Consider the following 25,781-nt stretch of genomic DNA (forward strand, 5'->3'; position numbering starts at 1 on the left):
CCCGTGCGGCGGTCGCCCGGACGGGCGCCCCCCGGTAGCGTCCCGGCCCCGCCGGCCGTTGCCTGAAAGGGTGCCGCAACGCCTCAGGAGCGCCCTGTCGGCCGTACTGATCACCCTGTCCTGCCTGCTCGTGCCGTTCGGCGCGCTGGCGGTCTGGGCGGCGTACGGGCTCACCGACACGGGCCGGTACGTCACCACGATGGCCCCGCTCGCCACCGACCCGGACGTGCGGGAGGCCGTCGCGAACGCGGTCGGGGACAGCCTGCTCCACGAGGTGGACCACCGGCTGGACGTCGGCCCGCTGCGGGGCTCCGTCCGCCCGTTCGTGCACGACGCGGTGCGCTCCTTCACCCAGACCGAGGCCTTCCGGCTGGCCTGGGACACCGGCAACCGGGTCACTCACGACGCGGTGCTGCGGGCGCTGCGCGACGACCGCGACGACGCGGCCGCCGAGCCGGTCACCGTCGACCTCGCCCCCGTCACCGCCCAGGTCAAACAGCAGCTCAGCGACGAGCACATACCGCTCGCCGCCCGTATCCCGGTGCAGCACACCACTGTCGCCGTGCTCCCGGCCGACGAACTGACGTCGCTCCGAAAGGGGTTCCACGTGCTCGAAGTCGCCGGATTCTGGCTGCCGGTGGCGGCCGTGGCCTTCGCGGCCGCGGGCATCGCCCTGGCCGTCCGCCGCCGCCGGGCCATCGCCGCGACCGCGCTGGGCACCGCCCTCGGCGGCGCGCTGCTCGGTCTCGCCGTGGCGATCGGCCGCCGCCTCACCCTCGCCGACCTGCCCGCCGACGTGCCCCGCCCGGCCGCCGGCGCCGTCTACGACGCCCTGACCGGCACCCTGCGCACGGTCTCCTGGCTGCTGCTCGGCCTCGGCCTCACGGTGGCCCTCACCACCTGGCTGACCCGGAATCTGCGCCCCGCCCGCCTCGTGCGACGGTGGCGAGGGTCTCCAGAGCCCGCGCCAGCACCGGCTCCGGAACCGAACCGAGCCCAAGCCTGACCGCGTCCGGGGCGCGGCCGGGCCCCACCGAGAAGGCCGTACCGGGCGTGACCGCGATCCCGTGTTCGCGCGCGGCCGCCGTGAAGGTGTCCGCGCGCCACGGCGCGGGCAGCTGCCACCAGGCGAAACCGGCGGCCGGGTCGGAGCGCACCGCGAAGCCGGCCAGCTTCTCGGCGACCAGCCGCTGCCGGCGCGCCGCGTCCCGCCGCTTGGCGGCCACCAGCCGGTCCACGGTTCCCTCGGCGAGCCAGCGCACGGCCGCCGCCAGCGCGAACCCGCCCGCGTTCCACCCCCCGGCCCGGACGGCCCGCGCCACCGCCTCGCCCCGCCCCCGCGGTACGACGACGAACCCGACGGTGAGACCGGGCGCGACCCGCTTGGACAGCCCGTCCACGAGGTGGACGAGGTCCGGCGCGAGCGCGGCCAGCGGCGGGACCCGGTGCGGCCCCGGCTCCAGGAAGGACCAGATCCGGTCCTCGACGACCGGTATCCCCAGCCTGTGGACGACGTCCGCCAGCTCGGCCCGCCGGGGTGCGCCCATGGTCAGCGCGGTCGGGTTGTGCAGGGTCGGCTGGAGGTAGAGGGCGGCCAGCGGCGCGGTGCGGTGGACGGTGGCGACGGACTGCGGGCGGACGCCCTCCTCGTCCATGGCGAGCGGCACCAGACTCAGCCCGAGCCGGCCGGCGATCTCCTTGACCAGCGGATAGGTGAGCGGCTCCACCCCGACCCGGTCGCCGGGGCGGGCCAGCGAGGCGAGCGCGGCGGCGATCGCCTGCCGGCCGTTGCCGGTGAACAGGATCCGCGCCGGGTCGGCGCGCACCCCGCCCTCGTCGAGCAGCGCGGCGAACGCCTCCCGCGCGGCCGGCGTACCGGCGGCCCCGGCCGGCCGCAGCGCATCCCCGAGCGCGTCCGGCCGCAGCAGCGGCGCGAGCGACCGGGCCAGCGCCTCCGACTGCCCCGCCGCCTCCGGGTAGTTCAGCTCCAGGTTCACCGGCGGTGCCCCGGCCGCCGCCTCGGTCAGTGCGTGTCCCGGCTGTCCGTCCGGGGCGGTGGCCCGCACGAAGGTGCCCCGCCCGACCTCGCCCACCACCAGCCCCCGGCGCACGAGTTCGGCGTACACCCGCCCCGCCGTGGAGGGCGCGAGCCCGTGCCGCCGCGCGAAGGCACGCTGCGGCGGCAGCCGCTGCCCCGGCCGCAGCCGCCCGCTCGCGATGTCGGCGGCTATCCGGTCGGCGATCCGCCGAAAGTCGTTCATCGGTCCCCCTGTTGGTCTGGCGCGTCGGCCGAGCCGCGATTGCACCGAGGGCAAAGATCTTATTGCACCGAGCAATTGGGCCCGCCTAGGGTCGATCACATGCCCCCGTACCTCGCGTTCACCGACAAATGCCATGATTCCGCTTCCGCCGGCTGCCCCCTGGTGCTGATCCACGGGCACCCCTTCGACCGCACGATGTGGGACCCGCAGGTGGCGGAGTTCTCCGCCGGCCGCCGGGTCGTCGCCCCCGACCTGCGCGGCTACGGCGCCTCACCGGTCACTCCCGGCAAGGTCCCGCTCTCCCGCCACGCCGAGGACGTGGCCGAACTCCTCGACTTCCTGGGCGTGGACACCTTCGTGCTGGCCGGGCTGTCGATGGGCGGCCAGATCGCCATGGAGTGCCACGACCGCTTCGGCGACCGGATCCGGGGACTGGTCCTCGCGGACACCTTCGCCGAGCCGGAGACCCCCGAGGGCGTACGGAACCGCAACGCGATGGCGGACCGGCTGCTCGCGGAGGGGATGCGCGGCTACGCCGACGAGGTGCTGGACCGCATGATCGCGCCGTACGCCCGCGCGGAGGTCAAGGCGCACGTCCACGGCATGATGACCGCGACGGCCCCGCGGGGCGCGGCGGCGTCCCTGCGCGGGCGGGCCGAACGCCCCGACTACCGGGGCCTGCTGACACGGGTGGCGGTCCCCGCGCTGGTGGTGGTGGGTGCCGACGACACCTACACGCCCGTCGCCGACGCCGAGTCCCTGGCGCGATTGCTCCCCGACTCCACCCTGGAGGTCGTCGAAGGGGCGGCCCATCTGCCCAATCTGGAGCGGCCCGAGGAGTTCAACCGGGTGCTGGGGGATTTCCTGGCACGCGTCGACGGTGCGCCGTGAGGGTTCGGGGCCACACCGCGGACATCCAGGGCCGCTAACCTTACGTGTCCGTCCTGGCCAGCGATTGACGGTGTCACCTCACGCGAAGGGTTGCACACATGGGCATTCTCACTCTCCTGCGGAACGCATTCGGCCGCTCACGCAAGTCCCGAGCCGCCGAGGCAGAGGGTGCGACGGCCCAACCCTCGGCCGCGCCGGCGCAGTCGGTCGAATCGGTGGAGCCGGTGGAGCCGGTTGCGGCCGAGCCGGCGCCGGCGGTCCCGGAACCCCGCGACCCGGTCGCTCCCGAGCCGACGGCGACGGTCCCCGAGCCCCGCGACTCCTCCGCCGGCGAACACGAGCTGGTGTCCGCCGCCTTCGACAAGGTCCGGGTACCGAACCCCTCGACCCCGGCGGACGACGCACCCGACGCGTCGACCACCGAGACGGACACGGGGGTCGGGGCCAAGGGTGACGCCGAGTCCGAGGCGAAGGCGGAGGCCGAGGTCGACGCCGTTGCCGGGGCGGAGGCGGAGGACGACGCCGAGGCAGGTACGCAGGCCGACACCGACACCGACACCGAGGCGAAGGCGGACGCGCCTGTCGAGGACGACGCCGTTGCCGAGGCCGAGCGGGAGACCGAGGCGGAGGCCGACGCCGAGGCCGAGGCGGACGCCGTGACGGCTGCCGAGGGCGAGTCCGAGCCGACCGGCGAGACCGAGGCGGAGGTGACCGCTGAGGCGGAGGCCGACACCGAGGCGGCGGAACCCGAGGCCGACGCCGAGACCAGCGCCGAGGCGCAGGTCGAAGAAGCACCGACGGCGGAACCCGCACCGGCGCCGGAAGCACCGGCGGAGGAGGTGGCCCCGGAAAACGTGGACGCCCCGGCGGCCATGCCTGAGGCGTCGGAGGCCGAGGCCGCCCCCGCGGAGCCGACGCAGACCGCGGACGCGGAGTCGGTCACCGAGACCGAGGCGTCTTCGGAGCCGGCCACCGAGGAGGAGCCCGCCGCGGCCGAGCCGGAAGCGGCGGCCACCGCCGAAGCCGAGCCCACCGAGGAGACCGCCGCCGAGGCCGAAGCCGTTCCGGCGTCGGAGGCCGCACCCGCCGAGACGGAACCGGAGCCGGCAGCCGCCGAAGCCGAGCCCGCCGCGGCCGAGCCGGAAGCGGCGACCACCGAAGCCGCCGCGCCCGCCCAGGAAAACGCCACCCCCGACGCCGAGACCGAGCCGGAGACGGAAGCCGCACCCGCCGAGACGGAACCGGAGCCCGCAGCCGCCGAAACCGAGCCGGAGGCGGCACCCGCCGAGACGGCCTCCGAAGCCGCACCCGCGGAGCCCGCGCCCGCCCAGGAAGCCGTCGCCTCCGACAGCGAGCCCGCCGGGCCCACCGAGCCGGTCGCACCGGAGGCACCCGCCGACGATGCCGGTCGCGCCGCCGCCACTCCCCTCCCCGCCGTCCAGGCCGCCGCCCCCGCCCTCGCCACGGCCTACACCGCCGCCGTCGAGCCGCTCGCGAAGACCGACCTCACCGGAACCCGCGCGAAGCTCTACCTCGTGCTGGACCGCTCCGCCAGCATGCGGCCGTACTACAAGGACGGCTCCGCGCAGGCCCTCGCCGACCAGGCCCTCGCCCTCGCGGCCCACCTGGACCCCGAGACCACGGTCCACACCGTCTTCTTCTCCACCGAGGTCGACGGCACCACCGAGCTGACCCTCGCCCCGGACCACGCGACGAGGATCGACGACGTCCACGCGGGCCTCGGCCGGATGGGCCGGACCAGCTACCACGCCGCCGTGGAAGCCGTACTCGCCCACTACGACGAGCACGTCGCCCCCGGCACGCCTGCGCTGGTGGTGTTCCAGACCGACGGCGCCCCGGACGCCAAGACGCCCGCGACCCAGGCCCTCGTCGCCGCGGCGGAGAGCCACCCCACGGTCTTCTTCTCCTTCGTCGCGTTCGGTGAGCACGACAACAAGGCGTTCGACTACCTGCGCAAGCTGAAGACCCCCAACACCGCCTTCTTCCACGCGGGCCCCACCCCCGCGAGCTGACGGACGCGGAGCTGTACGAGGGCGTACTCGCCACCTGGCGGCCGTGATCACGCCGTAGTCCCGGCCCGCCCCGTCCAGCCACCGGCCGCCCCCTTCCCACCCTGTAAAACGGGAAGCGGGCGGCCCACCTGTCTCGGCTACCATTTCAAGGTTCGTAAAACAACCCGACCTGGGAGCAGCCGGATGGCTCGACACCTCATCACCAGCGCCCTTCCGTACATCAACGGGATCAAGCACCTGGGCAACATGGTGGGGTCCATGCTCCCGGCGGACGTGTACTCCCGGTACCTCCGCCAGCGCGGCCACGACGTCCTCTACATCTGCGCCACCGACGAGCACGGCACCCCCGCAGAGCTGGCAGCCAAGGAGCAGGGCCTGCCGGTGGCCGAGTTCTGCGCGCAGGCGCACGACGCCCAGAAGGCCGTCTACGACGGCTTCGCGCTGGCCTTCGACTACTTCGGCCGCAGCTCCAGCCCGGAGAACCGCGAGATCACCCAGCACTTCGCCCGCAAGCTGAACGAGAACGGCTTCATCGAGGAGCGGGCGATCCGCCAGGTCTACAGCCCGGCCGACGGCCGGTTCCTGCCGGACCGCTACGTCGAGGGCACCTGCCCGCACTGCGGCTACGACAAGGCCCGCGGCGACCAGTGCGAGAACTGCACCCGCGTGCTGGACCCGACCGACCTGATCAACCCGCGCAGCGCGATCTCCGGCTCCACGGACCTGGAGGTCCGCGAGACCAAGCACCTCTTCCTGCTCCAGTCCAAGCTCCAGCACGAGGTCGAGGAGTGGGTGGCCCGGCATGAGGCCGACTGGCCGCAGCTGGCCGCCTCGATCGCCCGCAAGTGGCTGACCGAGGGCCTGCACGACCGGGCGATCACCCGTGACCTGGACTGGGGCGTCCCTGTCCCGGCGGACACCTGGCCGGAGCTGGCGGCCGAGGGCAAGGTCTTCTACGTCTGGTTCGACGCCCCGGTCGAGTACATCGGCGCGACGAAGGAGTGGGCGGACCAGGACCCGGACAACCGGGACTGGAAGTCCTGGTGGTACGACGTCGACACCCAGGTCCGCTACACGGAGTTCATGGCCAAGGACAACGTCCCGTTCCACACGGTGATGTTCCCGGCCACGGAGCTGGGCGTGCGCGAGCCGTGGAAGAAGGTCGACTACGTCAAGGCCTTCAACTGGCTGACGTACTACGGAGGCAAGTTCTCCACCTCGCAGAAGCGGGGCGTCTTCACCGACCAGGCCCTCGACATCCTGCCCGCCGACTACTGGCGCTACTTCCTGATCGCCAACGCGCCGGAGTCGGACGACTCGTCCTTCACCTGGGAGCACTTCACCGCCACGGTGAACAAGGACCTGGCCGACACCCTCGGCAACTTCGTCAACCGCGTGCTGTCCTTCTCCCGCAAGCGCTTCGGCGACGAGGTCCCGGCCGGCGGCGAGCCGGGCGAGGCGGAGGCGAAGCTCGGCGAGGAGATCGCGACGCTGCTCGCGGAGTACGAGTCGCAGATGGAGGCCCTCCAGTTCCGCAAGGCCGCGGCCGCTCTGCGCGCCCTGTGGTCGGCCGGAAACTCCTACCTGGAGGAGAAGGCCCCCTGGCTGGAGATCAAGACCGACAAGGACGGCGCGGCCCTCACCCTGCGCACCGCGATGAACCTCATCCACCTCTACGCGGTCGTCTCCGAGCCCCTGATCCCGGCCACCTCGGCGGCCATGCGCGGCGCCTTCGACCTCCCGGCCGACACCGCGACCTGGGTCACCTCGGACGAGGCCAAGGCCCTCGCCTCCGTCCCGTCCGGCACCCCCTTCACGGTCCCGCCGGTCCTGTTCGCCAAGCTGACGGACGAGGACCTGGCCACCTACAAGGAGCGCTTCGGCGGCCAGGAAGGCTGAGCAGGCCCCGCCTGGGAGGCACCTCCACCCGAAGGACCCGGAAGCCGCACCGCTCCCGGGTCCTTCCCGCATCCGCCGTCATCGGCGGCCGGTCTGGCAGAGTACGGATGCCGTGAACCTTCCCGAACCCCACCGGCGGCTCCTCGCGGACGCCGTCACCGCGGGCGGACCGTACGGTCTGGTGCTCGCCGGCGGCTACGCCCTCCAGGCGCACGGACTGGTCCGGCGCCCGCACGCCAACGTGGACCTCGCCACCGAGAGCGGCGAGCCCATGGACCGCCTCGCCGCTGCCCTCGCCGCCGCCCTGGAGGCGCGCGGCCGTACCGTGCGCCCCGGCGCCGCCACCGAGCGCACCGCGCAGCTGACCGTCACCGACCCGCCGACCGGTGAGCCCTGCCTCCTCGCCCTGCACAAGGAGACTCTGTGGGGGCCGCCGGACCTCACCGAGTACGGCCCCACCCTCTGCCTGGAGGACGCCGTCGGCACGAAGATCCGCGCCCTCTACGACCGGGGCGCGGCCGTCGACCTGATCGACGCCGAAGCGGCGGCCGCCCGTTTCTCCCTGCCCGAGCTGGAGGAGCTGGGAGGCCGGCACGCCCATGACGTCTTCGACCTGCCCACCCTCCAGTCCCGGCTGACCGGCACGGACTTCTACGCCGACGCCCAGTTCACCCGGTACGGCCTGGACGAGGCGGCGCTCACCGAGCTGCGCGCCTGGGCGCAGCGGTGGTCCGACGACATCGCCGAGCGGCTGCTGGAGGACGGTGCCTCACCCGACGCGGAAGGCGGGGAGGAAGGGGAAGACCCCGAGTGACGGCGAAACGCCCGGGGCCCCAAGGGCCCCGGGCGTTTCGACGACCACCGGAGGTACTACTTCGGCTGCGGCTTCCTGATGTCGAGGTGCAGCTCGCGCAGGCGGGCCTCCTCCAGCTCCGTCGGGGCGCCCATCATCAGGTCCTGGGCGTTGCCGTTGAGCGGGAAGGCGATCGTCTCGCGGATGCTGGGCTCGTCCGCGAGGAGCATGACGATGCGGTCCACGCCGGGGGCGATGCCGCCGTGCGGCGGGGCGCCGAAGCGGAACGCGCGGAGCATGCCCGCGAACTTCTCCTCGACGGTCTCCCGGTCGTAGCCCGCGATCTCGAAGGCCTTGAGCATGATCTCCGGCTCGTGGTTCCGGATCGCGCCGGAGGACAGCTCGACACCGTTGCAGACGATGTCGTACTGCCAGCCCAGGATGTCCAGCGGGTCCTGGGTCTCAAGGGCCTCCAGGCCGCCCTGCGGCATCGAGAAGGGGTTGTGCGAGAAGTCGATCGCGCCGGTCTCCTCGTCCTTCTCGTACATCGGGAAGTCGACGATCCAGCAGAAGCGGAAGACGTTCTCCTCGAACTGGCCGGCGCGCTTGGCGGCCTCGACGCGGACCCCGCCCATGATCTTCGAGACCTCGTCGTACTCGCCCGCGCCGAAGAAGACGGCGTGGCCGGGGGCCAGCGAGAGGCGCTTGGTCAGCTCGGCGACGTTCTCCTCGGTGAGGAACTTGGCGATCGGGCCGGACAGCGTGCCGTCCTCGCCGACGCGGACCCAGGCCAGGCCCTTGGCGCCCAGCGAGACCGCGTAGTCACCGAGCTGGTCGAAGAACTTGCGCGGCTGGTCCTGGACCGCCGGCACCGGCAGCGCGCGCACGTGCTTGCCGGCGAACGCCTTGAACTCCGAGCCCTCGAAGACATCGGTGATGTCCACCAGCTCCAGCTTGGCGCGCAGGTCCGGCTTGTCGGAGCCGTACTTCAGCATCGCCTCGCGGAACGGGATCCGCGGGAAGGGGGACGTGACGTGGCGGCCGCCGCCGAACTCCTCGAAGAGTTCCGTCATCAGCTGCTCGATCGGCTGGAAGACGTCCTCCTGCTCGACGAAGCTCATCTCGACGTCGAGCTGGTAGAACTCGCCCGGCGAGCGGTCGGCGCGGGCGTCCTCGTCGCGGAAGCAGGGCGCGATCTGGAAGTAGCGGTCGAAGCCGGAGATCATCAGCAGCTGCTTGAACTGCTGCGGGGCCTGCGGCAGGGCGTAGAACTTGCCGGGGTTCAGCCGGGAGGGGACGACGAAGTCGCGGGCGCCCTCGGGGGAGGTCGCGGACAGGATCGGCGTCGCCATCTCGTTGAAGCCGAGCGCGGTCATCTTGTGGCGGATCGCGGAGATGACCGCCGTGCGCAGCATGATGTTGCGGTGCATGCGCTCGCGGCGCAGGTCGAGGAAGCGGTACTCCAGGCGCCGCTCCTCGTTGACGCCGTCCTCGGCGTTGATGGTGAAGGGCAGCGGCTGGGCCGCGCCGAGCAGCTCGACCTCGGTCACCTCGACCTCGATCTCGCCGGTCGGCAGGTCGGGGTTCACGTTCTCGGTTCCACGTGAGACAACCTTGCCGTCGACGCGGACCGTGGACTCCTTGGAGAGCTTGTCCAGGGCCTCGTAGGCGGGCGTGCCGGGGCGGGCGACCAGCTGCGTGATGCCGTAGTGGTCGCGCAGATCGATGAAGAGGATGCCGCCCAGGTCGCGCCGATTGTGCAGCCAGCCACTGAGCCGGACGTCGGTGCCGACGTCAGAGGCGCGGAGCTGGCCGCAGGTGTGGGACCTGTACCGATGCATCGTCGTTCATCGTCCTTCGCGGATTGAGTTGGTGATCACCGGGGTTGCCGCCCCCAGCTGAACCAAGGGTACCGGCCACCCCAAGATCGGCTCCCCACCATTTGCGGCCCGCGGCCCTACGGTGGCACGACGCGCACACATTGTCTTAAATGGGGACAATGCGCACAGGTGAGCCGCTCCCGGCCGTAGGGGATGTCCTCGCCGCCCTCGCGACCGGGCTGTGGCACTGGGACACGGCGGACAAGCTGGTCACCGTGGACGCGGAGGCGGCGCGGCTGCTCGGGCTGCCCGCGGCGCCGGCCACCCTCACCGAGGCCCAGACCCGGGCCCGGCTGCACCCGGTGGACTGGAACGAGATCACTTCGGTGGTGCAGCTCGCGGTCGCCGAGGACGCGCTCGCCGAGGTGCGCGTGCGGATCATGGACGAGCGCGGCGAGGTGCTGCGCGTCGTGCGCAGCCGCTCCAAGCCGTCGTACGACCGCGAGCGGCACGCCTATGTACTGACCGGCACCCTCCAGGAGGTCGCCGAGCCGGGTCCGGACGCGGGCGGCCGCACCGCGGTCACCGGGCCCTGGCGGCGCTCGCGGGAGGCGTTCCTGCTGGACGCGGGCCGTGCGCTGGCGGAGGCGCGGTCCACGGCCGAGGTGCTGCGGGTCGCCGCGGGCCTGTCGATGCCGGGGTTCACGCCGGACGGGCTGGTGGTGTTCGGCGTGGAGGGCGACCGGCTGACGATGATCGGCCACCACGGGCACCGGACCGACGACATGGGCCCCTTCACCCAGATGCCGCTGGCCATGGAGTACCCGGCGGCCGAGGTGGTGCGCACCGGCCGCGCGGTGTACCTCTCCTCGCCCGAGGAGTACAAGGACCGCTATCCGGTGACCTGGCCGCTCGCCCGGCCCTTCGGGCGCAGCTCGTGGGCGTTCCTCCCGCTGACCGTGGGCGGGCGCACGATGGGCGCCTGGATGGCGGGCTTCGCCCATCCGGTGGCCTTCACCCCCGACGAGCGCGCGGTGCTGACGACGGTGGCCCGGATGCTCGCCCAGGCCCTGTCCCGGGCGGAGACCGCCGAGTCCGAGCGGGAGCTGACGGAGGGGCTGCAACGCTCCATGCTGCCCTCGCTCGGCCCGGAGATCCCGGGGATCCGGATCGCCGCCCGCTACATCCCGACCGGCGGCGGACTCCAGGTGGGCGGCGACTGGTACGACATGATCCCGCTGCCCTCCGGCCGCTTCGCGCTGGTCATCGGGGACGTCCAGGGGCATGACGTGCGGGCGGCGGGACTGATGGGCCAGCTGCGGATCGCCCTGCGCGCCTACGCCTCCGAGGGGCACCGGCCGGACGCCGTGCTCTCGCGCGCCGCCCGCTTCCTGCACGGCATCACCCAGGACGAGGAGGAGTCCGACCCGCGCTTCGCGACCTGCCTGTACGTGGCGGTCGACCCGGCGACCGGACGGCTGGAGATCGCCCGCGCGGGCCATCCGGACCCGGTGATCCGGATGGCCGACGGCACGGTGATGAAGCGGCCGACGGCGGGCGGGCTGCCGCTGGGCATCGACCCGGACGCGGACTATCCGACGACCCGGTTCGCGCTCCAGCCGGGGGAGACGCTGATGCTGTGCACCGACGGGCTGATCGAGACCGGCGGACACGACCTGGAGAGCGGCTGGCGGCGGCTGCGCGCGATCCTGGAGGACCACGACGGCGATCTGGAGTCGCTGGCCGACGCGCTGGTGCAGGGCGTGCACGGGCCCTCCTCGCACCACACCACCGGCCCGCTGGCCGACCGCCGCGAGGACGACATCGCGCTGGTGCTGCTGTGCCGTCCGGAGCGGGGCGGCGATCCGGACGGCGGCGCGGCGGTGTGGCCCCTGGTACGGCGCGTGCTGCTGCCGGTGGGACAGGACGAGCCCGAGCGGATCGCCGAGGCCCGCCGGTACGTGCGCGAGCTGCTGCACGACTGGGCCGACCCCGACCAGGTGGACTCGGCCGAGCTGCTCGCCTCCGAGATGGTCACCAATGTGCTGGTGCACACCGACACGGACGCGCTGCTGCTGGCCGAGGTCGCCGCGAACGGCGGCCGGCGCCGGCTGCGGGTGGAGGTCTTCGACACCGGCGACGACCTCCCGCACAAGCGCCGCCCCGGCGAACTCGCCTCGTCCGGGCGCGGGCTGCTGCTGATCGGCATCCTGGCGGACACCTGGGGGGTGGAGCCGAGGGGCGAGGGCAAGAGCATCTGGTTCGAGCTCTACGAGCGCTCGGGGACCGGGGAGTCCGGGGGTCCCGGGGAGCCGGGCGGCGCGGACGCGTAGCGGGTGCGCAGTTCCTGGACGACGCCGAAGGCGGCCGCGGTCAGCGGGACGGCCAGGAGCATGCCGAGGATGCCCGCCACCGAGGCACCGGCCGTGATGGTGACCATCACGACCGCCGGGTGCATCTGCACGGTGCGGCTCTGGATCACCGGCTGCAGCACGTGCCCCTCCAGCAGCTGCACGGCGAGGACCACGCCGAGCGCCCACAGCGCGATGACGAAGCCCCGGTCGGCGAGGGCGACCAGCACCGCGACCGCGCCGGAGATGAACGCGCCGAGGTAGGGGATGTAGGCGCCGACGAACACCAGCGCGCCGAGCCCGAGCGCGCCCGGCACCCGCAGGATCAGCAGGCCGACGGTGGTGCACAGGGCGTCGATCAGCGCGATCAGGGTGGTGCCGCGCATGAACCCCTCGACCGCCTCGTAGGCGCGCCGGGCGACGGCCTCCAGGGTGTCGGCGCTGTCCCCGGGGGCGACGGCCCGCAGGGTGCCCAGGACGAGGTGGGAGTCGCGCAGGAAGAAGAAGACCAGGACGAGGGCGAGCACCGCGATGGCGATGCTCTCGCCGACGACGCTGACCCCGCTGATGACGTTGGACGCGGCCGTGCCGCCGAACTTCCGCAGCAGTTCACGGGAGTTGGCGGCGAGGTCGTCCAGGCCGGTCCCGGCGGCGCCGAAGTGCCGGGAGAGGCTCTTGCCCGCGTTGCGCAGGGAGGCGATGATCTCGTCGCCGCTGTCGACGAGGGCGGCGACCACGATGTAGAGGGCACCGCCGACGACGGCCACCACGGCGACGCAGGTCAGCCCCGCCGACACCGAGCGCCGCACGCCGGCCCGCACGAGCCGCCGGTGCAGCGGGGCGAGCAGGGCGGTGCCCAGCAGGGCCAGCAGCACCGCCGTGACGGCCGTACGGAGTTCCCCGCACAGCCGCACCCCGATCCAGCCGACCCCGGCGACGAGCAGCAGCACGACGCACCAGGCGGCGAGGCGCCGGACCGGCTCGGGCAACAGCAGCACGTTCCCAGCGGATCACGACCGCGGCCGGGTGTCCTGCCCGCGCGGCCGGGCGAGTGAGGAAGGGCCCCCGCCGGGACGTCCTCGGCCCGGCGGGGGCCCTCCTCGTTCTGCGGGGCGGCGGCGTCCCGGGTTCAGGCCCCGGGGCCCTCGTCCGTCATGCCGTGCACCGCCGGGACCGTCCCCAGACGGCCCTTCTGGTAGTCCTCGAAGGCCTGCATCAGCTCGTCCTTGGTGTTCATGACGAACGGGCCGTAGTGGGCCATGGGCTCGCGGATCGGCCGGCCGCCGAGGAGGACGACCTCCAGGTCCGGCGTGTTGCCGTCCTGCTGCTCGTCCGCGCGCACGGTCAGCGAGGACCCGGCACCGAAGACCGCCGTCTGGCCCGTGCGGACGGGCCGGCGCTCGACGCCGACGCTGCCGCGGCCCGCCAGCACGTACGCCAAGCCGTTGAAGTCCTCCCGCCAGGGCAGGGTGATCTCCGCGCCCGGCGCGAGCGTCGCGTGGACCATGCTGATCGGGGTGTGCGTGATGCCGGGGCCCGCGTGGCCGTCCAGCTCGCCCGCGATGACCCGGAGCAGCGCGCCGCCGTCCGGCGAGGTCAGCAGCTGGACGCTGCCGGCCCGGATGTCCTGGTAGCGCGGGGCCATCATCTTGTCCTTGGCGGGGAGGTTCACCCACAGCTGGACGCCGTGGAAGAGACCGCCCGAGACCACCAGGTGCTCCGGCGGCGCCTCGATGTGCAGCAGGCCGGCGCCGGCCGTCATCCACTGGGTGTCGCCGTTGGTGATGGTGCCGCCACCGCCGTGACTGTCCTGGTGGTCGAAGATGCCGTCGATGATGTAGGTGACGGTCTCGAACCCGCGGTGCGGGTGCCAGGGGGTGCCCTTGGGCTCGCCCGGCGCGTACTCCACCTCACCCATCTGGTCCATCATGATGAACGGGTCGAGATGGCGGTAATTGATCCCCGCGAACGCCCGGCGCACCGGGAAGCCCTCGCCCTCGTAGCCGCTGGGAGCGGTGGTGACGGTGAGCACCGGCCGCGCCACGGCATCGGCGGGAGCGGTCACACGGGGCAGCGTCAACGGGTTCTCGACGGTCACTGCAGGCATGGTGGCTACCTCCTTCGTACGCCCAGTTTAGTTGAGCGTTGAACTTCCTGCCACCCACAACGGAAAGAGCCCGGAGGGCATTCCCTCCGGGCTCCTCGAACGGCGACTCTCAGCCGTACGGACGATCTCAGCCGTACATACGGCGCATCGCGTAGTCCACCATCTGCTCGACCGCCTTGGCGTCGAACACCATCCGGTGCTCGCCCTCCATGTCGAGGACGAAGCCGTAGCCGGTCGGCAGCAGGTCGATCACCTCCGCGCCGGTGATCACGAAGTACTTGGACTCCTTGCCCGCGTACCGCCGCAGCTCCTTGAGCGAGGTGAACATCGGGATCACCGGCTGCTGGGTGTTGTGCAGGGCGAGGAAGCCGGGGGTGTCGCCGCGCGGGCAGTACACCTTCGACGTGGCGAAGATCTGCTGGAAGTCCTCGGGGGACATCTGCCCGGTGGTGAACGCGCGCACCGCGTCCGCGAGCGACGGCGGGGACGGCTCCGGGTAGAGCGGCGGCTGCTGGCCGTACCCGCCGGCCCCGCCCGCCATCTGCTGCTGCCCCGACGTGTACTGCTGCTGCGCGGCGCCGCCGTCCATGGGCTGGCCGTATCCGTACATGGGCGCAAGCGTACCGAGGGAATGGCCGCCGCAGGGATGGACCCGAACGGCCCGCAGGAGTAGACCCTTCTCACACTTGTCGGGACAGGGGTTGCGCCTTATTACCGACGGGTAGCATCATCGTAGCTACTTGTTGGTACGTGAACCGAATGCGAGGAGTCAGTGCCTCGCCGATCCCTCAACGGAGCCGTCGCCATGGGGCACTACAAGTCGAATCTCCGCGACATCGAGTTCAACCTCTTCGAAGTACTCGGGCGCGACAAGGTGTACGGCACCGGCCCGTTCGAGGAGATGGACGTCGAGACCGCCAAGAGCGTCCTGGAGGAGCTGACCCGCCTCTCGGAGAACGAGCTGGCCGAGTCCTTCGCCGACGCCGACCGCAACCCGCCCGTCTTCGACCCGGAGACCAACACCGCCCCGGTGCCGGCGACCTTCAAGAAGAGCTACCAGGCCTTCATGGACTCCGAGTACTGGCGCCTCGGCCTGCCCGAGGAGATCGGCGGCACCACCTCGCCGCGCTCCCTGATCTGGGCCTACGCCGAGCTGATCCTGGGCGCCAACCCGGCCGTGTGGATGTACTCCTCGGGCCCGGCGTTCGCCGGCATCCTCTTCGAGGAGGGCAACGAGGTCCAGAAGCACATCGCCAAGGTCGCCGTGGAGAAGCAGTGGGGCTCCACGATGGTGCTCACCGAGCCCGACGCGGGCTCCGACGTGGGCGCCGGCCGCACCAAGGCCGTGCAGCAGGAGGACGGCTCCTGGCACATCGAGGGCGTGAAGCGCTTCATCACCTCGGGTGAGCACGACATGTCGGAGAACATCCTCCACTACGTGCTCGCGCGTCCCGAGGGCGCCGGCCCCGGCACCAAGGGCCTGTCCCTCTTCCTCGTGCCGAAGTACCTGTTCGACTTCGAGACCGGCGAGCTGGGCGAGCGCAACGGCGTCTACGCCACCAACGTCGAGCACAAGATGGGCCTGAAGGCCTCCAACACGTGCGAGATGACCTTCGGCGACAAGCACCCCGCCAAGGGCTGGCTGATCGGCGACAAGCACGACGGCATCCGCCAGATGTTCCGCATCATCGAGTTCGCCCGCATGATGGTCGGCACGAAGGCGATCTCCACCCTGTCCACCGGCTACCTGAACGCCCTGGAGTACGCCAAGGAGCGCGTCCAGGGTCCGGATCTGGCCAACTTCATGGACAAGACCGCGCCCAAGGTCACCATCACCCACCACCCCGACGTGCGCCGCTCGCTGATGACGCAGAAGGCGTACGCGGAGGGCATGCGCGCCCTGGTGATGTACACCGCCTCGATCCAGGACGCGATCCAGGTCAAGGAGGCGAACGGCGAGGACGCCACCGCCGAGCACGCCCTCAACGACCTGCTGCTGCCGGTCGTCAAGGGCTACGGCTCGGAGAAGGCTTACGAGCAGCTGGCCCAGTCGCTCCAGACCTTCGGCGGCTCCGGCTTCCTCCAGGAGTACCCGATCGAGCAGTACATCCGGGACTCCAAGATCGACACCCTCTACGAGGGCACCACCGCGATCCAGGGCCAGGACTTCTTCTTCCGCAAGATCGTCCGCAACCAGGGCGCCGCGCTGAACTCGCTCGCCGAGGACATCAAGAAGTTCCTGGCGCTCGGCACCGGCGGCGAGGAGCTGGCGGGCGCCCGCGAGCACCTGGCCAAGGCCGCGGTCGAGCTGGAGGCGATCGTCGGCCTGATGCTGACCGACCTGTCCGCCACCCAGGAGGACGCCAAGAACATCTACAAGGTCGGCCTGAACACCACCCGCCTGCTGCTCGCCTCCGGCGACGTCATCGTCGGCTACCTGCTGCTCAAGGGCGCCGCGGTCGCCGCCGAGAAGCTGGCCACGGCCTCCGCGAAGGACAAGGCGTTCTACACCGGCAAGATCGCCGCGGCGAAGTTCTTCGCCGCGAACGTCCTGCCGGGCGTCACCCTGGCCCGCAAGGTCGCCTCGGGCGTCGAGCTGGACCTGATGGAGCTGGACGAGGCCGCCTTCTAAAACCTCGCCCCGGACGCTTCCGGACGTTTCGGGTACGCCTTCCCGACGTTTTGGACGTCCCCGTCGTATCCCCGCGCGGGCCCGCTTCCCCTTACCGGGAGCGGGCCCGCGCACGTCGTTAAGGTGAATCCCATGAGCGCACCATCCAGCCCGTCGCCCGCCGCCACCCCTCCAGCGAGCGCTGCGCGCGCACCCCTCACCTTCGACCGCGGCCACACCGACGACCTGATGGCCTTCCTCGCGGCGAGCCCGTCGCCGTACCACGCCGTGGCGAACGTCGCCGAGCGGCTGGAGAAGGCAGGCTTCAGGCAGGTCGCCGAGACGGACGCCTGGGACGGCACCAGCGGCGGCCGGTACGTGCTGCGCGGCGGTGCGATCGTCGCCTGGTACGTCCCCGAGGGCGCCGCGCCGCACACGCCCTTCCACATCATCGGCGCGCACACCGACTCCCCCAACCTGCGGATCAAGCCGCGCCCGGACAGCGGGGCGCACGGCTGGCGCCAGGTCGCCGTGGAGATCTACGGCGGCCCGCTGATGAACTCCTGGCTCGACCGCGACCTGGGCCTGGCCGGCCGGCTCACCCTGCGCGACGGCTCCACGGTCCTGGTGAACGTGGACCGGCCGCTGCTGCGGGTGCCGCAGCTGGCCATCCACCTGGACCGCTCGGTGAGCACCGAGGGGCTCAAGCTGGACAAGCAGCGGCACCTCCAGCCGGTGTGGGGCCTGGGCGACGAGGTGCTCGACGGCGATCTGATCTCCTTCCTGGAGCAGGAGGCGGGCCTCGAAGCCCGTTCGGTCGCCGGCTGGGACCTGATGGCGCACCCGGTGGAGGCACCGGCCTACCTCGGCCGGGACCGCGAACTGGTCGCCGGGCCGCGCATGGACAACCTGCTGTCGGTGCACGCGGGCGCGGCCGCGCTGGCCGCCGCCGCGACCGGTGGCGCCCCGCTCACCCACATCCCGGTGCTGGCCGCCTTCGACCACGAGGAGAACGGCTCGCAGTCCGACACCGGTGCCGACGGCCCGCTGCTCGGCACCGTCCTGGAGCGCTCGGTGTTCGCCCGCGGCGGCTCCTACGAGGACCGCGCCCGCGCCTTCGCCGGCACCGTCTGCCTCTCCTCGGACACCGGTCACGCCGTGCACCCCAACTACGCGGAGCGGCACGACCCGACGCACCACCCCCGGGTCAACGGCGGCCCGATCCTCAAGGTGAACGTCAACAACCGCTACGCCACCGACGGTTCGGGCCGCGCGGTGTTCGCCGCCGCCTGCGAGAAGGCGAACGTCCCCTTCCAGCACTTCGTCTCCAACAACTCGATGCCCTGCGGCACGACCATCGGACCGATCACCGCGGCCCGGCACGGCATCCGCACGGTCGACATCGGCGTGGCCATCCTCTCCATGCACAGCGCCCGCGAACTGTGCGGCGCCGACGACCCGTTCCTCCTCGCGAACGCCCTGACGGCTTTTCTGGAGGGCTAGCCGGGAAGCCCCGGGGTACCCGGACGAGACCGGAGATTCCGGAACCGAAAGGGGAGGCGAAGCCTCATGGGGCTCGGCGGATGCATCATCCTCATCGCCGTGGGGGCCATACTCACGTTCGCTACCGACTGGCACATGAACGGTGTCAACCTCACGGTCGTCGGCCTGATCCTGATGGCCGTCGGCCTGATCGGCGTCGCCACGTTCAGCGGTATCGCGCGGCGTCGGCGGCTCGTCGTACCGCCGACGCCGGTCGTGGAGGAGGAACCCCACCACCACCATCACCACCACACCGGCGACGGCTACACGGACGGCTACGGCGTCTGAGAACCGCCCTCCTGCTCGTCCACGCCGGCGAGGACGAGCGGCAGGCGGTCCGCCGCACCCTCGGTGAGGCGGACCGGGATGCCCCAGTCCTGCTGGTGGACATGGCAGGCGGGGTATTCGACGCCCGGGTCGTCGTCGCACGACGCGGCCATCGCGGATATGTGCAACACCCCTTCCCGGACAGCCGGGTCGAGCCGCAGCTCGCGGCTCAGACCGGTGTCCGCTCCCTCGCCCTCGAGCAGCAGCTCGGGCGGGGTCGAGGAGACCAGGAGGCGGGTGGAGGGGCCGGAGCGGTCGTCGGGTTTCCGGCCCGCGGGCACCTGGAAGACCACGTCCAGCCGGAGGCGGCCGGGGTCGACCTCGGTGACCGCGCGCCGGGTCCGGTGGGCCACCGGCGCCGCCCGCACCGCCTCCCGGGGCAGCCGCAGCCGGGTCAGCCGGTGCCGGGCCGACTCCACCACCACGATGTCCTCGCCGGCGAGGACGGCGCCGCTGGGCTCACGCAGATCCGTGGCGAGCGTGCCGACCTCGCCGGTCGCCGGGTCGTAGCGGCGCAGGGCATGGTTGTAGGTGTCGGCGACCGCGACCGAGCCGTCCGGCAGCGCGGTGACGCCCAACGGATGCTGGAGCAGGGCCTGTTCCGCGGGACCGTCGCGGTGTCCGAAGTCGAACAGGCCGGTGCCGACGGCGGTGTGCACCGACCCGTCGGGGTCCACCCAGCGCAGCGCGCTGGTCTCGGCGTCCGCGACCCACAGCCGGTCGGCGGTGGCGGCGAGTCCGGAGGGCTGGGCGAACCACGCCTCGGCGCCGGGGCCGTCGACCAGGCCCTCGTCGGTGGTGCCCGCGGTGACGCCGACGGTGCGCGCCACCGGGTCGTAGGCCCACAGCTGGTGGGTGCCGGCCATGGCGATCCACACCCGGCCCTGCCACCAGGCCACGTCCCAGGGCGAGGAGAGGTCCACCTCGCGGGCCGGGCCCGAGGCCGGTGAGCCCCGCCACCACTGCCTGCCGGTGCCGGCCAGGGTGGTCACCTCGCCGGTCGCGAGATCCAGCCGGCGCAGGGCGTGGTTGACCGTGTCGGCGACGGCCACCGAGCCGTCGTCCAGCAGGGCGAGGCCCTGCGGTTCGTTGAAGGACGCCTGCCGCGGGCCGCCGTCCGCAAGGCCCCGGGTCCCGGTGCCGAACCGCCGCAGCACCGTCTCCCCGTCCGCCGCCAGCTCGACCAGCTGGTGCCGGGTGGTGTCGCTGACCAGGAAGCCGCCGGAGGGCAGCAGCACGGCCTTGCCCGGGAAGCGCAGGGTCGTGGGCTCGGGCTCCGGCGGGACGTACGGGCCGTCGCCGCGGCGCAGGGTGCCCTTCGCGCCGTGCTCGGCCTCCAGCTCCGCCACCAGCCGCTCGATGGCGTGCACATGGCCCTCGCCCGAGTGCTGGGCGACCACGTACCCCTCGGGGTCGATCACCACGAGTGTCGGCCAGGCGCGCACCGCGTACTGCTTCCACGTGGCCAGCTCCGGATCGTCCAGGACCGGGTGCGTGACGCCGTAGCGCTCCACCGCGTCCGCGACCGCCCGGTGGTCCGCCTCGTGCGCGAACTTGGGCGAGTGCACGCCGATCACCACCACCGTGTCCCGGTGCCGGTCCTCCAGCTCGCGCAGCTCGTCCAGGACGTGCAGGCAGTTGATGCAGCAGAAGGTCCAGAAGTCCAGGACGACTATGCGGCCGCGCAGGTCGGCCAGGGTGTAACGGTGGCCTCCCGTGTTCAGCCAGCCGCCCTCGCCGGTCAGCTCGGGGGCACGGACGCGAAGGCGCCGGGGTCGTGCGGAGTCGGTCATGGCTCCAGAGTGCCACCCGTCCCCGACATCCCGCCGGGCCTGTGGACAACCGCGCAACTCACCCGCGCGGCCTGTGGAAAAGCGGTCCGCTCCCGGCCGATCGCCCCGCGTCCGGCCGTGATGAATCCGCCGTACCGGGGAAGGGCTCAGGCATGAGATTCCTGGTACGCGACCGGCTCCTCGGCATCGGCGAGGACTACTGGATCGAGGACGAGCACGGCCACAAGGTGTTCCTCGTCGACGGCAAGGCGATGCGGCTGCGGGACACCTTCGAGCTGAAGGACGCCCACGGCCGGGTCCTGATCGACATCCACCAGAAGATGTTCGCGCTGCGCGACACGATGGTGATCGAACGGGACGGCGAGGGCCTGGCCACCATCCGGCGCAAGCGGCTGTCCCTGCTGCGCAACCACTACCGCGTCGCGCTGGCGGACGGCACCGAACTGGACGTCAGCGGCAAGATCCTCGACCGTGAGTTCGCGGTCGAGTACGACGGCGAGCTGCTGGCCGTCATCTCCCGGCGCTGGCTGCACCTGCGGGAGACCTACGGCGTGGACGTCGTACGCGACGACGCCGACCCGGCGCTCCTCATCGCCGTCGCGGTGTGCGTGATCCACCTGGCGGAGAAGGAGCGGGAACACGACTGAGCCCCGACCGCCGGCCCGGCCCGGCGGGCCCCTACCGCGCCGGCGGGGCCAGTCCGAGGACGCGGTCCTTCAGCGCGGGGAACTGCTCGCGGGTGGCGGCCACCTTCGCCGGGTCGAACTCGACGGTGAGGACCTCCTCGCCGGTACCCGCCTCGGCCAGCACCTCGCCCCACGGGTCCACCGCGATCGAGTGACCGGCCTGCGGAACTCCCGCGTGGGTCCCGGCCGTTCCACAGGCGAGCACGAACGCCTGGTTCTCCACGGCCCGCGCCTGGGCCAGCAGCGTCCAGTGCGCGCGTCGCCGCTCGGGCCAGCCCGCCGGGAGCACCAGCACCTCGGCGCCGGCGTCCACGAGCCCGCGGAAGAGCTCGGGGAAGCGCAGGTCGTAGCAGGTGCCCAGGCCGAGTGTGGTCTGCGGGTGGCGGACCGTCACCAGGTCCCGCCCGGCGCCCATCAGCACGGCCTCGCCCTTGTCGAAGCCGAAGCGGTGGATCTTGCGGTAGGCGGCGGCCAGTTCGCCGGAGGGGGAGAAGACGAGGGAGGTGTTGTAGAGCGTGCCCTCGTCGGTGGCGCCGTCGCCGGAGGGTGCGCGCTCGGGGATCGACCCGGCGTGCAGCCACACGCCCGCGTCGGCCGCCGCCTTGGCCATCGTCTCGTACGTCGGGCCTTCCAGCGGCTCGGCCTCGCGGCCGAACTCCTCGTAGGCGAAGGCACCGGTGGTCCACAGCTCGGGCAGCACCACCAGGTCGGCCCCGGCCTGCGCGCGCACCAGCGAGGCCGCCCGGTGCCTGCGCGAGGCAACCGATTCGCCCTCGTCGACGGCCATCTGGATCAGAGAGGCGCGCACACTACCACCGTCCTGGCATTCGAGTCGTCCACACGGGCCTACGATCGTCACGCGAAAGCACTGCCGGGGTGCCTGCCAGCAGCGTAACTTAGCTTCCCAGACACCCGCCGACGTGCAGCCGCCGCCCGCTGGCAACGCCGCCACAACCTGCCCGTGTACCGACCGCCGAGGGGTCCCGTTCCGTGAGTCTGCATCCCACCCTCCAGCCCTACGCCGACGCCTGGACGCACTCCATCGACGCGATATCCGAGATGGCGCAGTCACTGGTCGAGGGCGAGTGGAACCGGCGGACACCGTGCCCGGGATGGTCGGTGCGCGACGTCGTGTCGCACGTCATCGGGATGGACTGCGAGCTGCTCGGCGACCCGCGCCCCATCCACTCCCTGCCGCGCGACCTCTTCCACGTCACCACCGAGCACCAGCGCTACATGGAGATGCAGGTCGACGTCCGCCGCCACCACACGGCGCCGGAGATGACGGCCGAACTGGAGTACACGGTCATCCGCCGCAACCGCCAGCTGCGCAACGAGAACCGCGACCCCGCCACCATGGTGCGCGGCCCGCTGGGCAAGGACATCACCCTCGAACACGCCTACCGGATGCGCGCCTTCGACGTCTGGGTGCACGAACAGGACCTGCGCACGGCCCTCGGCCGTCCCGGCAACCTCGACTCGCCCGGCGCGCACGTCACGCGTGACGTCCTGCTGGAGGCGCTGCCCAAGATCGTCGCGAAGGACGCGAACGCGCCGCGCAGTTCGGCCGTGGTCTTCGACGTGAGCGGCCCCGTCGAGTTCCTGCGCACCATCCGCGTCGACATCCAGGGCCGCGGCACCCTGGAGACCGCCCCGGCGCTCGGCCCGGTGGCCACCCTCACCCTCGACTGGGAGACCTATGTCCGGCTGGCGTGCGGCCGGGTGACCCCCGAGGCGGTGGCGGACCGCGTCAAGACCGAGGGCGACCAGGACCTGACGAAGGCCATCCTGCACAACTTCGCCGTGACCCCGTGAGGCCCGCACGGCCCCGGGGTACCGGGTCGCCCGCAAATCGGTGGTGACGGCCGGGGCATCCTTCTAGCGTGCCCGGCATGACCACTGCCCTGCCCCGGCTCACCCGGCTCACCTTCCACGGCCCCCTCTCGGCCTCCCGCGCCGACGCCGTCGTCCGCCGCCTCGCCGCGAACCGCCCCCGCACCGTCCTCGACATCGGCTGCGGCTGGGGCGAGTTGCTGCTCCGGGTACTGGCGGCCGTGCCCGACGCCACCGGGACCGGTGTCGATGTGAACGCCGAGGACCTCGCCCGAGCCCGGCGCAACGCCGAGGAACGCGGACTCGCCGACCAGGTGGAGTTCGCCGAGGAATCCGCCCTCGGGACCCGGCGCGGACCGGCCGATCTGGTGCTGTGCCTCGGCGCCACCCACGCCCTCGGCAAGGCCGAGCCCCCCACCGCCGAGGCCCTGCGCGAGCTGCGCCGCCTGGTGAGCGACGACGGCCGGGTGCTGGTCGGTGAGGGCTTCTGGGAGCGGCCGCCCACCGAGGCCGAGCTGTCGGGCATGTGGCCGGGTGCCGCCGCCGGCGACCACCACGACCTCGCGACCCTGCTCGATCTCGCCGTCGCCGCCGGTTTCCGGCCGGAGTGGACCGAGACCGCGAGCCGCGAGGAGTGGGAGGAGTTCGAGTCGGGCTACCAGGCGGACCTGGAGGTCTGGCTCGCCGCCCACCCGGACCACCCGTCGGCGGCCGAGACCCGGGCCCGCCTGGACCGGCACCGGGCCCAGTGGATGAGCTACCGGGGCGTCCTCGGGATCGCCTACCTCACCCTCGTACCGGAACGGCGCTGACCCGGGCCCGGCCCGGGCTCACGCCGGTACGTGCACCGTCTCCACCCGGCTGGCCACCAGCCGTTCCCGCTCCCTGCGGGCCGCCCGGCCGCGCAACCGCAGGATCTGGCTGAGACCGAGCGCCTGGAGGACGAACACCGCGCTGAACGCGACCGTGTAGTTGTCGTCCGTCGCGTCCAGCAGCACGCCGATCGCGAGCAGCGTCGTCATCGAGGCGATGAAACCGCCCATGTTGGTGATCCCGGAGCCGGTGCCCTGCCGCTCGGGCGGGTTGGCGGGGCGGGTGAAGTCGAACCCGATCATCGAGGCCGGACCGCACGCGCCGAGCACCACGCACAGCACGATCAGCAGCCACATCGGCGCGTGCGCACCGGGGTGGAAGAGCGTCGCCGCCCACAGCAGCGCCGTCGCCGCGACGGTGCCCAGCGCGAGCGGCAGCCGGGCGGTGTGGTGCCGGGCCACGATCTGGCCGTAGACCAGGCCCACCACCATGTTGGACAGCACCACCAGGGTCAGCAGTTCGCCGGCCGTGGCCCGGCTCAGGCCCTGCGCCTCGACGAGGAACGGCAGGCCCCACAGCAGCAGGAAGACCATCGCCGGGAACTGGGTGGTGAAGTGCACCCACATGCCGAGTCGGGTGCCCGGTTCGCGCCAGGCCTCGGCGATCTGCCGGCGGACGTAGGCGGAGCCCTGGTGACCGGACGGCTCGGGCTCGTGCCCCTCGGGGTGGTCCTTCAGGAAGAGCAGCGTCAGCACGAGGACGACCACGCCGGCCAGCGCGCTGCCCGCGAACGCCTGCGTCCAGCCGATGCTGTGCAGCAGCCGGGCCAGGACGAGGGTGGAGATCAGGTTGCCCGCCATGCCGACCAGGGCGGCGAGCTGCGCGACCATCGGGCCGCGCCGGGCGGGGAACCAGCGGGTGCCCAGCCGCAGCACGCTGATGAAGGTCATCGCGTCGCCGCAGCCCAGCAGCGCCCGGGAGGCGAGCGCGGTGCCGTAGGAGGGGGAGAAGGCGAAGCCCAGCTGGCCGATGGTGAACAGCACGGCGCCCAGTCCCAGCACCTTCTTGGTGCCGAGCCGGTCGACCATCAGGCCGACGGGTATCTGCATGCCGGCGTAGACCAGCAGCTGGAGTATGGAGAAGGTGGACAGCGCGGAGGCGTTCACATGGAAGCGGGCCGCGGCGTCGAGGCCGGCCACGCCCAGCGAGGTGCGGAAGACGACGGCGACGAAGTAGACCGCGACGCCTACGGACCACACGACGACGGCCCGCCGGCCGCCGGGCGGGTCGCTCGGAAGGGTGACCTTGCTCATCGGGACTCCCCCCGCGCGAGAAGCGACACCCGGCTCACGTGCCGGTGTACGACCCCGACGGCCGCGTCCGTGTCCCCGGCCCGCAGCGCGTCCAGGATCTCCTCGTGCTCGGCGAGGGTCCTCGCGACCCGGTCGGGGTGGGAGTACATGACGGCGACGCCCATCCGCAGCTGGCGGTCGCGCATCTGGTCGTAGAGGCGGGAGAGGATCTCGTTGCCCGCGCTGCGGACGATCTCGGCGTGGAAGCAGCGGTCGGTCACCGCGGCCCCGGCCAGATCGCCCGAGGCGACCTGCGCCTTCTGCTGCTCCAGCAGCTCGGCCAGCCGCTCCACCAGCCCCGGCGGGGCGGGTACGGCCTTGCGGGCGGCGTACTCCTCCACCAGCAGCCGGGTCTCCACCACGTCGGAGATCTCCTGCGCGGAGACGGGCAGGACCAGGGCGCCCTTCTTGGGATACAGCCGGATCAGGCCCTCGACCTCCAGCCGCAGCAGCGCCTCCCGCACGGGGGTGCGCGACACCCCTACGGCCTCGGCCAGCTCGCCCTCGGTGAGGAGGGTGCCGCCCTCGTAGCTGCGGTCGAGGACGCCCTGCTTGACGTGGGCGTAGACGCGGTCGGCGGCGGGCGGCTGCTTGGTGGGCGGGGAGGAGTGCGGGACGGCCGTTTTCATGCCTACAGGATAGATACAACAGGTACGCAACGCGTGCCGG

At 72.4% G+C, this 25,781-nt stretch carries 21 protein-coding genes; 12 read left to right on the forward strand and 9 right to left on the reverse strand.

Annotation, left to right across the window (positions count from 1 at the left end):
* The first annotated feature begins 70 nt into the window (after positions 1-70).
* Entirely contained in the window at positions 71-1,006 is a 936-nt protein-coding gene (locus tag BLW85_RS19390) for a hypothetical protein (protein ID WP_070024331.1), read from the forward strand.
* Here BLW85_RS19390 and BLW85_RS19395 read toward each other — a convergent pair.
* Positions 894-2,261 (reverse strand): aminotransferase-like domain-containing protein, encoded by a 1,368-nt coding sequence (locus tag BLW85_RS19395; protein WP_070024334.1) that lies wholly within the window; start codon positions 2,259-2,261, stop codon positions 894-896. The genes BLW85_RS19390 and BLW85_RS19395 overlap by 113 nt on opposite strands.
* Positions 2,262-2,360: 99 nt before the next feature.
* Here BLW85_RS19395 and BLW85_RS19400 point away from each other — a divergent pair, with 99 nt between their 5' ends.
* From BLW85_RS19400 to BLW85_RS19415, 4 genes are all read left to right on the forward strand, one after another.
* Positions 2,361-3,152 carry an alpha/beta fold hydrolase gene (locus tag BLW85_RS19400; protein ID WP_074992716.1) on the forward strand — a complete coding sequence of 264 codons (792 nt, stop codon included), beginning with the start codon at positions 2,361-2,363 and terminating at the stop codon, positions 3,150-3,152.
* Between the two features lie 98 nt (positions 3,153-3,250).
* Positions 3,251-5,185: a VWA domain-containing protein gene (locus tag BLW85_RS19405; RefSeq protein ID WP_341867945.1), complete on the forward strand. Its 1,935-nt coding sequence runs from the start codon at positions 3,251-3,253 to the stop codon at positions 5,183-5,185.
* Positions 5,186-5,368: 183 nt separating this feature from the next.
* Positions 5,369-7,084, forward strand: a complete 1,716-nt coding sequence (gene metG / locus BLW85_RS19410) for a methionine--tRNA ligase (RefSeq protein WP_074992717.1) — start codon at positions 5,369-5,371, stop codon at positions 7,082-7,084.
* Positions 7,085-7,196: 112 nt separating this feature from the next.
* The gene (locus BLW85_RS19415; protein ID WP_074992718.1) at positions 7,197-7,898 is read left to right on the forward strand and encodes a hypothetical protein; all 702 of its coding nucleotides are present in this window, start codon (positions 7,197-7,199) and stop codon (positions 7,896-7,898) included.
* Positions 7,899-7,954: 56 nt separating this feature from the next.
* On the opposite strand, the gene aspS is transcribed toward BLW85_RS19415, so the two are convergent.
* Positions 7,955-9,718, reverse strand: a complete 1,764-nt coding sequence (gene aspS / locus BLW85_RS19420; RefSeq protein ID WP_070024345.1) for an aspartate--tRNA ligase — start codon at positions 9,716-9,718, stop codon at positions 7,955-7,957.
* 158 nt (positions 9,719-9,876) lie between these two features.
* On the opposite strand from aspS, the gene BLW85_RS19425 reads away from it, so the two are divergent.
* Complete coding sequence (locus tag BLW85_RS19425) at positions 9,877-12,030, forward strand: SpoIIE family protein phosphatase (protein ID WP_074992719.1); 2,154 nt, start codon at positions 9,877-9,879, stop codon at positions 12,028-12,030.
* On the opposite strand, the gene BLW85_RS19430 is transcribed toward BLW85_RS19425, so the two are convergent.
* From BLW85_RS19430 to BLW85_RS19440, 3 genes are all read right to left on the reverse strand, one after another.
* Entirely contained in the window at positions 11,967-13,046 is a 1,080-nt protein-coding gene (locus BLW85_RS19430; protein WP_074992720.1) for an AI-2E family transporter, read from the reverse strand. The two genes, BLW85_RS19425 and BLW85_RS19430, sit on opposite strands and share 64 nt — an antisense overlap.
* A 131-nt stretch (positions 13,047-13,177) precedes the next feature.
* Positions 13,178-14,155 carry a pirin family protein gene (locus tag BLW85_RS19435; protein WP_070024351.1) on the reverse strand — a complete coding sequence of 326 codons (978 nt, stop codon included), beginning with the start codon at positions 14,153-14,155 and terminating at the stop codon, positions 13,178-13,180.
* Positions 14,156-14,282: 127 nt separating this feature from the next.
* Positions 14,283-14,765: an SseB family protein gene (locus tag BLW85_RS19440; RefSeq protein ID WP_071828465.1), complete on the reverse strand. Its 483-nt coding sequence runs from the start codon at positions 14,763-14,765 to the stop codon at positions 14,283-14,285.
* Positions 14,766-14,960: 195 nt separating this feature from the next.
* On the opposite strand from BLW85_RS19440, the gene BLW85_RS19445 reads away from it, so the two are divergent.
* From BLW85_RS19445 to BLW85_RS19455, 3 genes are all read left to right on the forward strand, one after another.
* On the forward strand, positions 14,961-16,787 hold the full coding sequence (locus tag BLW85_RS19445) for an acyl-CoA dehydrogenase (RefSeq protein ID WP_074992721.1): 1,827 nt from the start codon (positions 14,961-14,963) through the stop codon (positions 16,785-16,787).
* 132 nt (positions 16,788-16,919) lie between these two features.
* Positions 16,920-18,269: a M18 family aminopeptidase gene (locus BLW85_RS19450; protein ID WP_071828464.1), complete on the forward strand. Its 1,350-nt coding sequence runs from the start codon at positions 16,920-16,922 to the stop codon at positions 18,267-18,269.
* 66 nt (positions 18,270-18,335) lie between these two features.
* Entirely contained in the window at positions 18,336-18,596 is a 261-nt protein-coding gene (locus BLW85_RS19455) for a DUF6458 family protein (RefSeq protein ID WP_070024359.1), read from the forward strand.
* On the opposite strand, the gene BLW85_RS19460 is transcribed toward BLW85_RS19455, so the two are convergent.
* Complete coding sequence (locus BLW85_RS19460; protein ID WP_074992722.1) at positions 18,584-20,428, reverse strand: NHL domain-containing thioredoxin family protein; 1,845 nt, start codon at positions 20,426-20,428, stop codon at positions 18,584-18,586. The genes BLW85_RS19455 and BLW85_RS19460 overlap by 13 nt on opposite strands.
* A 152-nt stretch (positions 20,429-20,580) precedes the next feature.
* Here BLW85_RS19460 and BLW85_RS19465 point away from each other — a divergent pair, with 152 nt between their 5' ends.
* On the forward strand, positions 20,581-21,075 hold the full coding sequence (locus BLW85_RS19465) for an LURP-one-related/scramblase family protein (protein WP_070024363.1): 495 nt from the start codon (positions 20,581-20,583) through the stop codon (positions 21,073-21,075).
* A 31-nt stretch (positions 21,076-21,106) separates the two neighbouring features.
* Here BLW85_RS19465 and BLW85_RS19470 read toward each other — a convergent pair whose 3' ends face one another.
* Positions 21,107-21,922, reverse strand: a complete 816-nt coding sequence (locus BLW85_RS19470) for a carbon-nitrogen family hydrolase (protein WP_074992723.1) — start codon at positions 21,920-21,922, stop codon at positions 21,107-21,109.
* 182 nt (positions 21,923-22,104) lie between these two features.
* Between BLW85_RS19470 and BLW85_RS19475 the strand changes: the two genes are divergently transcribed.
* Positions 22,105-22,929 (forward strand): maleylpyruvate isomerase family mycothiol-dependent enzyme, encoded by an 825-nt coding sequence (locus BLW85_RS19475; RefSeq protein ID WP_070024367.1) that lies wholly within the window; start codon positions 22,105-22,107, stop codon positions 22,927-22,929.
* Between the two features lie 77 nt (positions 22,930-23,006).
* The gene (locus tag BLW85_RS19480; RefSeq protein ID WP_074992724.1) at positions 23,007-23,759 is read left to right on the forward strand and encodes an SAM-dependent methyltransferase; all 753 of its coding nucleotides are present in this window, start codon (positions 23,007-23,009) and stop codon (positions 23,757-23,759) included.
* A gap of 18 nt (positions 23,760-23,777) precedes the next feature.
* Here the strand turns inward: BLW85_RS19480 and BLW85_RS19485 are convergent, their stop codons facing one another.
* The gene (locus BLW85_RS19485) at positions 23,778-25,073 is read right to left on the reverse strand and encodes an MFS transporter (RefSeq protein WP_070024371.1); all 1,296 of its coding nucleotides are present in this window, start codon (positions 25,071-25,073) and stop codon (positions 23,778-23,780) included.
* On the reverse strand, positions 25,070-25,741 hold the full coding sequence (locus BLW85_RS19490; protein ID WP_070024373.1) for a GntR family transcriptional regulator: 672 nt from the start codon (positions 25,739-25,741) through the stop codon (positions 25,070-25,072). The genes BLW85_RS19485 and BLW85_RS19490 overlap by 4 nt, the downstream gene beginning before the upstream one ends.
* Between the last annotated feature and the right edge of the window lie 40 nt (positions 25,742-25,781).

The organism is Streptomyces misionensis (assembly GCF_900104815.1).
GTDB lineage: Bacteria > Actinomycetota > Actinomycetes > Streptomycetales > Streptomycetaceae > Streptomyces > Streptomyces misionensis.

Excerpts from the sequence above, each read along its gene's own strand:
- BLW85_RS19395 (WP_070024334.1), bottom strand. The coding sequence starts at position 2,261 with ATGAACGACTTTCGGCGGATCGCCGACCGGATAGCCGCCGACATCGCG.
- BLW85_RS19400 (WP_074992716.1), top strand. The coding sequence starts at position 2,361 with ATGCCCCCGTACCTCGCGTTCACCGACAAATGCCATGATTCCGCTTCC.
- BLW85_RS19405 (WP_341867945.1), top strand. The coding sequence starts at position 3,251 with ATGGGCATTCTCACTCTCCTGCGGAACGCATTCGGCCGCTCACGCAAG.
- metG (WP_074992717.1), top strand. The coding sequence starts at position 5,369 with ATGGCTCGACACCTCATCACCAGCGCCCTTCCGTACATCAACGGGATC.
- aspS (WP_070024345.1), bottom strand. The coding sequence starts at position 9,718 with ATGCATCGGTACAGGTCCCACACCTGCGGCCAGCTCCGCGCCTCTGAC.
- BLW85_RS19425 (WP_074992719.1), top strand. The coding sequence starts at position 9,877 with ATGCGCACAGGTGAGCCGCTCCCGGCCGTAGGGGATGTCCTCGCCGCC.
- BLW85_RS19435 (WP_070024351.1), bottom strand. The coding sequence starts at position 14,155 with ATGCCTGCAGTGACCGTCGAGAACCCGTTGACGCTGCCCCGTGTGACC.
- BLW85_RS19440 (WP_071828465.1), bottom strand. The coding sequence starts at position 14,765 with ATGTACGGATACGGCCAGCCCATGGACGGCGGCGCCGCGCAGCAGCAG.
- BLW85_RS19445 (WP_074992721.1), top strand. The coding sequence starts at position 14,961 with ATGGGGCACTACAAGTCGAATCTCCGCGACATCGAGTTCAACCTCTTC.
- BLW85_RS19450 (WP_071828464.1), top strand. The coding sequence starts at position 16,920 with ATGAGCGCACCATCCAGCCCGTCGCCCGCCGCCACCCCTCCAGCGAGC.
- BLW85_RS19455 (WP_070024359.1), top strand. The coding sequence starts at position 18,336 with ATGGGGCTCGGCGGATGCATCATCCTCATCGCCGTGGGGGCCATACTC.
- BLW85_RS19460 (WP_074992722.1), bottom strand. The coding sequence starts at position 20,428 with ATGACCGACTCCGCACGACCCCGGCGCCTTCGCGTCCGTGCCCCCGAG.
- BLW85_RS19465 (WP_070024363.1), top strand. The coding sequence starts at position 20,581 with ATGAGATTCCTGGTACGCGACCGGCTCCTCGGCATCGGCGAGGACTAC.
- BLW85_RS19480 (WP_074992724.1), top strand. The coding sequence starts at position 23,007 with ATGACCACTGCCCTGCCCCGGCTCACCCGGCTCACCTTCCACGGCCCC.
- BLW85_RS19485 (WP_070024371.1), bottom strand. The coding sequence starts at position 25,073 with ATGAGCAAGGTCACCCTTCCGAGCGACCCGCCCGGCGGCCGGCGGGCC.
- BLW85_RS19490 (WP_070024373.1), bottom strand. The coding sequence starts at position 25,741 with ATGAAAACGGCCGTCCCGCACTCCTCCCCGCCCACCAAGCAGCCGCCC.